The sequence below is a fragment of the Microcoleus sp. A003_D6 genome, from assembly GCF_036702825.1.
GTDB lineage: Bacteria > Cyanobacteriota > Cyanobacteriia > Cyanobacteriales > Microcoleaceae > Microcoleus.
Map to the genome: position 1 here is coordinate 1 of NZ_JAUBWA010000191.1, position 8,359 is coordinate 8,359.

General features: G+C 47.8%; 5 protein-coding genes. 4 read left to right on the forward strand and 1 reads right to left on the reverse strand.

Features of this window, described 5'->3' with window-relative positions; translation table 11 throughout:
* The first annotated feature begins 142 nt into the window (after window positions 1–142).
* The 3 genes from QUB70_RS30250 (at window position 143) to QUB70_RS30260 (ending at window position 4,384) form a co-directional block, all read left to right on the forward strand.
* Window positions 143–355, forward strand: a complete 213-nt coding sequence (locus QUB70_RS30250; RefSeq protein ID WP_332985412.1) for an HAD family hydrolase — start codon at window positions 143–145, stop codon at window positions 353–355.
* 40 nt (window positions 356–395) lie between these two features.
* Complete coding sequence (locus tag QUB70_RS30255) at window positions 396–632, forward strand: HAD family hydrolase (protein WP_332985404.1); 237 nt, start codon at window positions 396–398, stop codon at window positions 630–632.
* A 407-nt stretch (window positions 633–1,039) separates the two neighbouring features.
* Complete coding sequence (locus tag QUB70_RS30260) at window positions 1,040–4,384, forward strand: PAS domain S-box protein (RefSeq protein ID WP_332985406.1); 3,345 nt, start codon at window positions 1,040–1,042, stop codon at window positions 4,382–4,384.
* Between the two features lie 515 nt (window positions 4,385–4,899).
* Here QUB70_RS30260 and QUB70_RS30265 read toward each other — a convergent pair.
* Window positions 4,900–7,104 (reverse strand): iron uptake porin, encoded by a 2,205-nt coding sequence (locus tag QUB70_RS30265; protein WP_332985408.1) that lies wholly within the window; start codon window positions 7,102–7,104, stop codon window positions 4,900–4,902.
* Between the two features lie 174 nt (window positions 7,105–7,278).
* On the opposite strand from QUB70_RS30265, the gene QUB70_RS30270 reads away from it, so the two are divergent.
* Window positions 7,279–8,010, forward strand: coding sequence for a sucrose-phosphate phosphatase (locus tag QUB70_RS30270; RefSeq protein WP_332985410.1), 732 nt, complete (start codon window positions 7,279–7,281; stop codon window positions 8,008–8,010).
* Window positions 8,011–8,359: the final 349 nt, after the last annotated feature.

Here is an 8,359-nt window from a genome sequence, read left to right on the forward strand (position 1 = left end):
GTTTCCCTTGCGAGCGTCAGTGTTCTAGCTGACGCACCCTACAGGTCTCGTTAGTGGTTTAAATGCTCCACAGCTTATTACCCCGCCTGCTGCTGATACTATTATAGGTACGATCGGTATCAATTTACCAAATAGTTTCAAAATCCTCCATTCGGCGATCGCGGAAAACGCAATTCCTGAATGGGTTGAAACTTACCGCTCTTATTATCGGACGGAAGGTGAAAAACAGGTGGAGTTATTTACCGGGGCAAAGCAAATTTTGCAGTTGGCGCGCCAGTCTGGATTGAGCCTGGGATTTTTGAGCAACAAACACGTTAGTTTTGTGAATTTGTTACTGCAAAACTTAAAAATTTAAAGTTTTTTTTGATTTAATTCAAGGTGACAACGGAGAAATTATGAAACCCAATCCGAATGTTTTTCACTCGATTATTAAACCGCTGTTCCCGGAGTTGGATAACAGTCAAATTTTAATGGTTGGCGATACAGCGATTGATTTGCTGTTTGCTAAAAATGCTGGGATAGATGTTTGTTGGGCGGCTTGCGGATATGGCGATCGCGCTCAGTGTCTCGCCCTAGAACCGACTTTCGCGATCGGCGATATTTCGGAACTTGCTGCGATCGTTCAAAATTAAATTTTTCTCGTTTTTTGTGAGAAAAGTTTGAATTGCTTAACTAAAAAAATAATTAAAAAATACTTAAGGAGAGCCGGACGCTCTATTCTTTTTGATTCACTCTAAAAAATAAATGCGTGAACCTGTAAGCCGCTAAAACACTCCCAAATAAACCATACCAGAGATAGAGTCCTAGCGGCAAAAACTATTATAAATTAACAACTAGGATTCCTTTGAAGGTAGAAAGCACAAGGCTGAAGACAAAAGAAAAAAAAACGATAGATGCCAGATTTTTTATGGGTATAGTTTATCGCCAAAATTTTGTCAAATAACCTTCTAACTTCGGTCTTCGGAAAACAGGCAATTCTGTTAAACTTTAGGGTGTGCTGCTAGTCGGGATCGAAAATAAACTAAATCTATAGAAACTCATGCATATCGATAGAAGCATTCCTTCTGAAACGTTATCGCCGACTCGCACTGGCGGCAATCCACCGAATTTAATAGAAGAAGTATTTAGACTGTACGATCGCGCCCTGGCAGCTACCAGCAACGGCATCACGATCGCAGACGCTACCCGACCGGACAAGCCCATAGTTTACTGCAACGCGGCTTTCGAGCGGATTACAGGCTACGATCGCACCGAAATAATCGGACACAACTGCCGCTTCCTGCAAGGCCCGGATACCGATGGCGCTGCCGTCGATCGAATCCGCGTCGCCCTGAAAGAACAACACGACTGCAAAGTAGTTCTGAAAAACTACCGCAAAGACGGCACCGCCTTCTGGAACGAACTCACCATCTCGCCGGTGCGCGACAGCAGCGGGCTCGTTACCCACTTCATCGGCGTCCAATCTGATATCACCGATCGCTTCCAAGCAGAAGAAGCCCTCAAACAAGCCGAGGCAAAATACCGCAGCATCTTTGAAAACGCCACCGAAGGCATATTTCAAACCGCCCCAGACGGACGCTACCTCAGCGCCAACCAGGCACTAGCCCGAATGTACGGCTACGATTCCCCGTCAGAACTGATCGCAAAATGTTCGGCAAAAAACCTTTACGCCGATCGCACCCGCCGCGCTTCCTTCATGGCAGAAATCAGCAAAAACAGCTCCCTGAAAGAGTTTGAGTCCTGCGTCTGCCGCAAAGACGGCAGCACTACGTGGATCTCGGAAAACGTGCGCGAAGTCCGCGACGAAGACGGCGAACTCCTTTACTACGAGGGAACCGTCGCCGAAATCGCCGATCGCAAACAAGCCGAAGCAGCCTTGCGAAATCAAGAATACTGGCTGAAAACCGCGATCGACGCCGTGCCCGACGCGATCAACCTCACAGACAGCGAGGGGCGCTGGCTGATTGCCAACGACTGTGCCCTCCAACTTTTGGGCTGGGAAACCGCAGACTACCAGGGCAAAACTACTGCCGAACTCGCTGCCGCCGCCGATCCGAGAGTCAGAGAAATCCTGCTAACTTGGCAGGAAACCGACGAAACCACCTGGCAAGCAGGCACTCTCACCTCCAGCCGCCAAATTGTCCCCTTGCCCACAGGCGGCAGCAATTTGTTTGAAGTGCGGAAAGTGCCGCTGTTCAACCCCGACGGTTCGCGCAAAGGTTTGGCAGTCGCGGGGCGGGACATCACCCAGGAAGTGGCAGCGGATGCAGCTTTGCGAGACAGCGAACAGCGGTTTCGGGCAATTTTTGAACGCGCTGCGATCGGCATGGTAGTCGCTACCCTCGAAGGTGTTGCGATCGCCACTAATCCGGCATTTCAAGCTATGCTGGGGCGATCGGAAGCCGAACTGCGGGGTGTGGGTCTCGACGACTGCGCGCACTCGGAAGACGCGCAAGTTTCGCGCGAGTTGCGCCGACAGTTGGCCGCAGGTTCGCGCGAAGCTTACCAAATCGAGAAGCGCTACCTCCACAAAGACGGCAGCATCAGGTGGGGACGCCTCAGCGCCTCTGTCATCGACAGCAGTCAGGGAACGCCGCAGTTTATTTTGCAAATGGTAGAAGATATTACCGATCGCAAACAAGCCGAGTCAGCTTTGTTGCAAAATGAGGCTAAGTGGCGATCGCTGATTCTCAACAGTTCCGACATCATTACTATTCTCGACAAAAGCGGCCGCATTGTTTACGAAAGCCCTTCTGTAGAAACAGTTTTGGGCTACGAACCAGAGGAACTCGCAGGTCAAATGATTCTCGATTTGATCCACCCTGACGACATTCCCTCGGTGATGTCCGAAGGCGAAAAACTGATTGCAAATCCAGGCGATCCGATCGCCCTAGAAGGTCGCTTCCGGCGCGCTGACGGTTCTTGGTGTTTTCTCGAAGGCGTCGGCATGAACTTGCTAGCAGACCCCGCTGTGAGCGGAATTGCGATCAACTCCCGCGACATGACGGCGCGCAGGCAAGCAGAGTACCGCCTCAGCAAAATCAACGAGTGCTTTTTGGGATTCACCACCGACGCTGCTGACAACATCCAGCGCCTGACATCCTTAGCCGGCGAGCTTTTGGGCGGAAGCAGCGCTATCTACAGCCGCGTCGGCGGCGGTCTGCTGCGCGCGATCGCGACTTGGCAAGCGCCGCCGGACTACCCGCTGGTCGATCGCGCTGAGAACCACATCTGCACCGACGTATGCAACAAAGGAAGCGATCGGGCTGTGGCGATTCCTGACTTGCAGAACACGATCTACGGCCAAATTGATCCCGCTGTCATCCGCTACCAACTGCGAAGCTATCTGGGACAAGCAGTGCGGCTGGGCGACAATTACGTGGGTGCGATGTGCGTTCTCTACACTGAGTCGATCGCGCCCACAGAAGCCGACTGCAAGCTGATCGGAATTATTGCTGGGGCGATCGGAGTTGAGGAAGAACGGGCCGCTGCCGCCGATCGCGATCGGCAAAAATCCCAAGAATTGCAAACAGCTTTGCACGAATTGCAGCAAACTCAAATGCAGTTAGTACAAACCGAAAAAATGTCTTCCCTCGGACAGGTGCTAGCAGGAATTGCCCACGAAATTAACAACCCAGTTGGCTTTGTCGCCGGCAACCTCTGCCACGTCCGAGGCTACGTTCTCGACTTGTTAGAAATCGTGCAAGTCTATCAAGAAGAGTACCCAAATCCCCCAGCAAAACTTCAGCAACAAGCCGAGGATATAGACTTAGAATTTCTAGCCGAAGACCTGCCAAAATTGCTCAATTCAATGCAGACCGGATGCGAACGAATTGTAGAAATCATTCAAACTCTCCGCAATTTCTCGCGGGCGGACGAAGCGAAAATCAAGACGGCAGACATTCACGAAGGTTTAGAAAGTACCTTGTTAATGTTGAACAGCCGGCTGAAAGCCAAGGCAAACTGGCAGGGCATTGAAGTGATTAAAGAATACGGAGAACTGCCGCAAATAAACTGTCATCCCGGACTGTTAAATCAGGTATTTATGAATGTATTGGCAAATGCGATCGACGCCTTGGAAGAAAGCAGCAGCCAAGCAAAAGACCCCGCAAATTCTATCGATCTTACTATTACCATTAAAACTGAAACTATTGATGACAATAGCATTTTAATTCGGATTAAAGACAACGGCCCGGGCATTCCAGAAGATCAGATAGTGCGTTTGTTTGACCCGTTTTTTACCACAAAACCCGTAGGCAAAGGCACTGGTTTGGGTTTATCAATTTCGCACCAAATTGTCGTTGAAAAACACAACGGCAAATTGCAGTGCCTCTCGGAACCAGGTAAAGGCACCGAATTTATCATCGAAATTCCAATTAAGTAGAAGGAATCAGGAAGGCACTAAACGGATGAACATGAATGCACGGATTAATTATTAGACCTCTTGCAAAAATCCTTTTAATCAAATTTTGGAACGGGCAAGATGCCCGTTCCACAAGGAAAAATGTTTTTTGTGGGATGGGCATCTTGCCCGTCCTAGTTATTTTTGCAAGAGGTCTATTGAGTGTGTGTCAATTCATGTCATGTCCGTTTGATTCGGACTTGTATGATGTTAAATTTTGTAGGGGCGGGTTCGCCTATATTTTTGATAATTATCGACAAATTATATAAACCCGCCCCGCCCATACTTAGGATCGCGAATTAAATAACTTACAATTTTAATTGTTATTGTGGGAGGGGCGTCTCGCCCGTCCAAAAAGGGCGGGCGGGACAACCCACTTTCAAGAGTGTAAGTTATTTAATTCTCATTCCTTAGAAACCGGATGTTTTACCTTGGGTACGAGGTAAAACGCAGCATTTTAGTCAAAAAACCCGGTTTCTGGGTTCTCATACGTGGAATTAAAAACTAAACTGCGTCCGCAAATTGCCCACAAAAATTGTCGGGTTGTTATCGAAATTATTTGCATTCCAGATCGCATAAAATGCCGGTACGATCGAAATATGCTCGGTGAGAGGCAAATAATAAGTTGCCTCAAATTCGTACTGCTTGCCACCATTTCCCCCGCCAGAAACCAGAAACCTCCGACCGCCAGTAACGTCAAAAGGTACTAAAAATGAGGCCGTAAACACAGCTCCTTTTTTGAAGAAATCAGGAAGTGCAAATCCTAACATATAAGATTGAGTTTTGATTGTGCCGTCTGGTCGGTCAGTCTTGGGAAATATATTGGTTTCGGCGTAGCCGTAGCGGCCGAAAAGACCGAAACGGCGACTGAGCGACCAATCGAAATTAAAGCTATAAGTATTGGCAGTAGCATTGCCGAGACGGCCGCCGAAACCGTCATCTGCCAAACCGTTAATCGGCCTGCCATTCGGTGCTCCAATTAGCCCGCCAATTTGCTGGATGTTGGAACGGCTGTACAGAAAACGCAAATTTGCCCGATCGCTCGGACTGAATGTTAGTTCGGCGGTACTCGTATTTGTCCCACCAAACAAGCCTTGAGACGGATTGGAAGCGGAATTAAACACCGAAGTGGGCAAAAATTCCATACTCTCGCCCAAATAGCCCAAACGCAGTTTCAATCGGCGGCCGATATCCCACAAAGCCAAAGCACCTGCGCCGCGTTTGGTAGCAGTTAACAAAGTGCTATTGTTTGAATTAAAACTGCTCGCACCGTCCACGAAAAAGCTAAAGTTATTGTTGTCAAAGTAGCGGTAGAAATTAATTCTCGGGCCGATTACTACTTGCAAGCTGTTGCTAACCGGGAACCGATAGGAAAGTTCCCGCAGGATGACTTCATTGGGATTTACCCCAGCAGTCTGGTCTAGAAAAGGAGTGCCAAAGGTATTAAAAAGACCCGGAGAAGTATACTGATTGGCTGGTGAATTTCCGTTACCCACAGCTAGCTGTGTAATCAATTCGTCTTTCCCTGTAAAGGAAGTAGTGAGAGTCAACCAAACTAACTGGCTGAAAGTGATTTCTGGGTCGTCCACTCTCTGCACAATTGGTCTGTTGGTGACTGGATCGCGTCCGGGTACTCGATCGAGGGGAGCAGCATTTCCATTTATTGCTTCTACTCGGACTCGCTTGCCCGCAAAAGCTCCACTCAGGTTAAACCAAGCAAATCCGTTGAGTTTAGTAGTAGTTGAAAATTGGTTGGCTTCCAATTCGGCCGTGCGGGCTTCTAAAGCATCGACTCGACCGCGCAATGTAGCTAATTCGGCCGCAAATTCTTCTTGCAATCTTTGCAAAGCAAGTAAATCTTCTCGCTTGACTAAATTACCAGTAGAACCGCCAAGTTGTTTGGTAATTTGATCCAAGCAAGCGTTTAATCCGGCAGCAAATTCGTACCGAGTCATTGCCCGATTGCCTCGGAATGTGCCGTCTGGATATCCCGCAATGCAGCCGTATCTTTCTACTAGGGATTGCAAGGCTTGAAAAGCCCAATCTGTAGGCCGCACGTCGGACAGTTGGGAAACAGAGGTGACTTGTGCAGCGTCTTCTTGTATGCTGAGGTCATCAGCAGTTCCCGTCTCGCTGCTGATGTCGGCAACTGTGCTGGCTTCAGCAACTTGTTGAGACTGAGGAGAGTTTGCAATTTCTAACTTCTGTGGGGGCAATTCGCGAATTGCCTCCGTTATTTCTGGGGCTGTTGTTGCGCGATCGACTTTTGCATCTGTTTGAGGTAAAGCACGATTCACCCATGCTATATCAGTTTCGGGTAAAGCTCGATCGACTTTTGCATCAGTTTCGGGTAAAGCTCGATCGACTTTTGCTATATCTGTTTGAGGTAAAGCGCGATCGACTTTTGCATCTGTTTCGGGTAAAGCGCGATTCACCCACGCTGCATCTGTGTCGGGTAAAGCGCGATCATCGACTGCGGAGTTAGTCTCTGCGGTAATCGCCGCTAACTGCGGTATCTCAATCTTACCTGCTGCGGGCGCTGCGTCTGGGTTAGCAGCAGGGACGGTACTACCCTCTAGCGCAACTTCTGGAGTTGAGGTATCCTGAATTTGAGCTGTTGCTGCGATCGGCGCAAAAGGCACTGCCGCACCAGAAATCAAGAAAGACAGCCAAAAAGCTTTAACGGAGGTTGAATTATTCACAAAAACACTCACACCACTTGTTGAAAATTAAATTGGGCCAATATTAAACGATAAGCTTGGTTATAAATGTGCTTGGTTTAACAAATTCTGATAAATAGTTAAAATAATTTTAAGAAGCGAGCGATTCCCAATCACTAATCACTGATGACTACCGACTCCTGACGAATTCCCCAAATGAAGTTTTTATTAGTTACAGATTTAGACAACACGCTAGTGGGAGATGACGAAGCAACTCAAGTTTTCAACCAGCGCTTGCAATCACAGCGATCGCAAATTTGTTTGGTTTACGCTACCGGGCGTTCTCATGCTTCAACTTGCGAATTAATTGCCCAAAAGCAACTGCTAGCACCAGACTATTTGATCGCAGGTGTAGGCAGCGAAATTTACCAAGACGGAACCCTCGATTTAGATTGGGCGGAATATCTTTCTCAAGACTGGGATAAAATGGCGATCGCCTCTTTAGCTAAGCAGTTTTCCCAGCTTAAATCCCAATCCCTAAAAGAACAAAATCCTTGGAAAATCAGTTATTGTCTGGAACAAGCAGCCGAAAACAGCTCGACTCTCCAGGCATTGCAGCAAAAGTTAACTCAATCGGGACTGGCCGCTCAAATCATTTTTAGCAGCAATCGCGATGTAGATATTTTACCGAAGACTAGCAATAAAGGCAATGCCCTTACTTATTTACAAAAGCGCCTGCAAATTCCATCTGAAGCAACATTAGTTTGCGGCGATTCTGGCAATGATATCAGTATGTTTGAACAGGATGTCCGGGGAGTAATCGTCGCTAATGCTCTGTCAGAACTCTTAGAATGGCATCGCGAATTCGGCACTGAAAATCATTATTTAGCTGGCTCTGCTTGCGCTTGGGGAATCATGGAAGGAATGGCATATTTTTGGGAGTTTTGATTGCCGAAAATGCTGTTAAAATCCGGTTTGGTTTGTAGTTAAGCTGTTGTGCATTTAAATTGAAGGTCAAAAAACAATTCGCCGTCTTGTGGAGCGGGCGTCCCGCCCGCCCTCAATATGCAATTTAAATGCGTGACAGCTTAGGATCGCGAATTAAATAACTTACAATTTTAATTTTAATTGTTATTGTGGGATGGGCGTCCCGCCCGCCCAAAAAAGACGGGCGGGACGCCCATCCCACAAACTTGTGGAAGTTATTTAATTCTCATTCCTTAGACCTCTTGCAAAAATAACTAGGACGGGCAAGATGCCCGTCCCACAAAATTTTTTTTCTTGTGGAATGGGCCGG

Excerpts from the sequence above, each read along its gene's own strand:
- QUB70_RS30255 (WP_332985404.1), top strand. The coding sequence starts at position 396 with ATGAAACCCAATCCGAATGTTTTTCACTCGATTATTAAACCGCTGTTC.
- QUB70_RS30260 (WP_332985406.1), top strand. The coding sequence starts at position 1,040 with ATGCATATCGATAGAAGCATTCCTTCTGAAACGTTATCGCCGACTCGC.
- QUB70_RS30270 (WP_332985410.1), top strand. The coding sequence starts at position 7,279 with ATGAAGTTTTTATTAGTTACAGATTTAGACAACACGCTAGTGGGAGAT.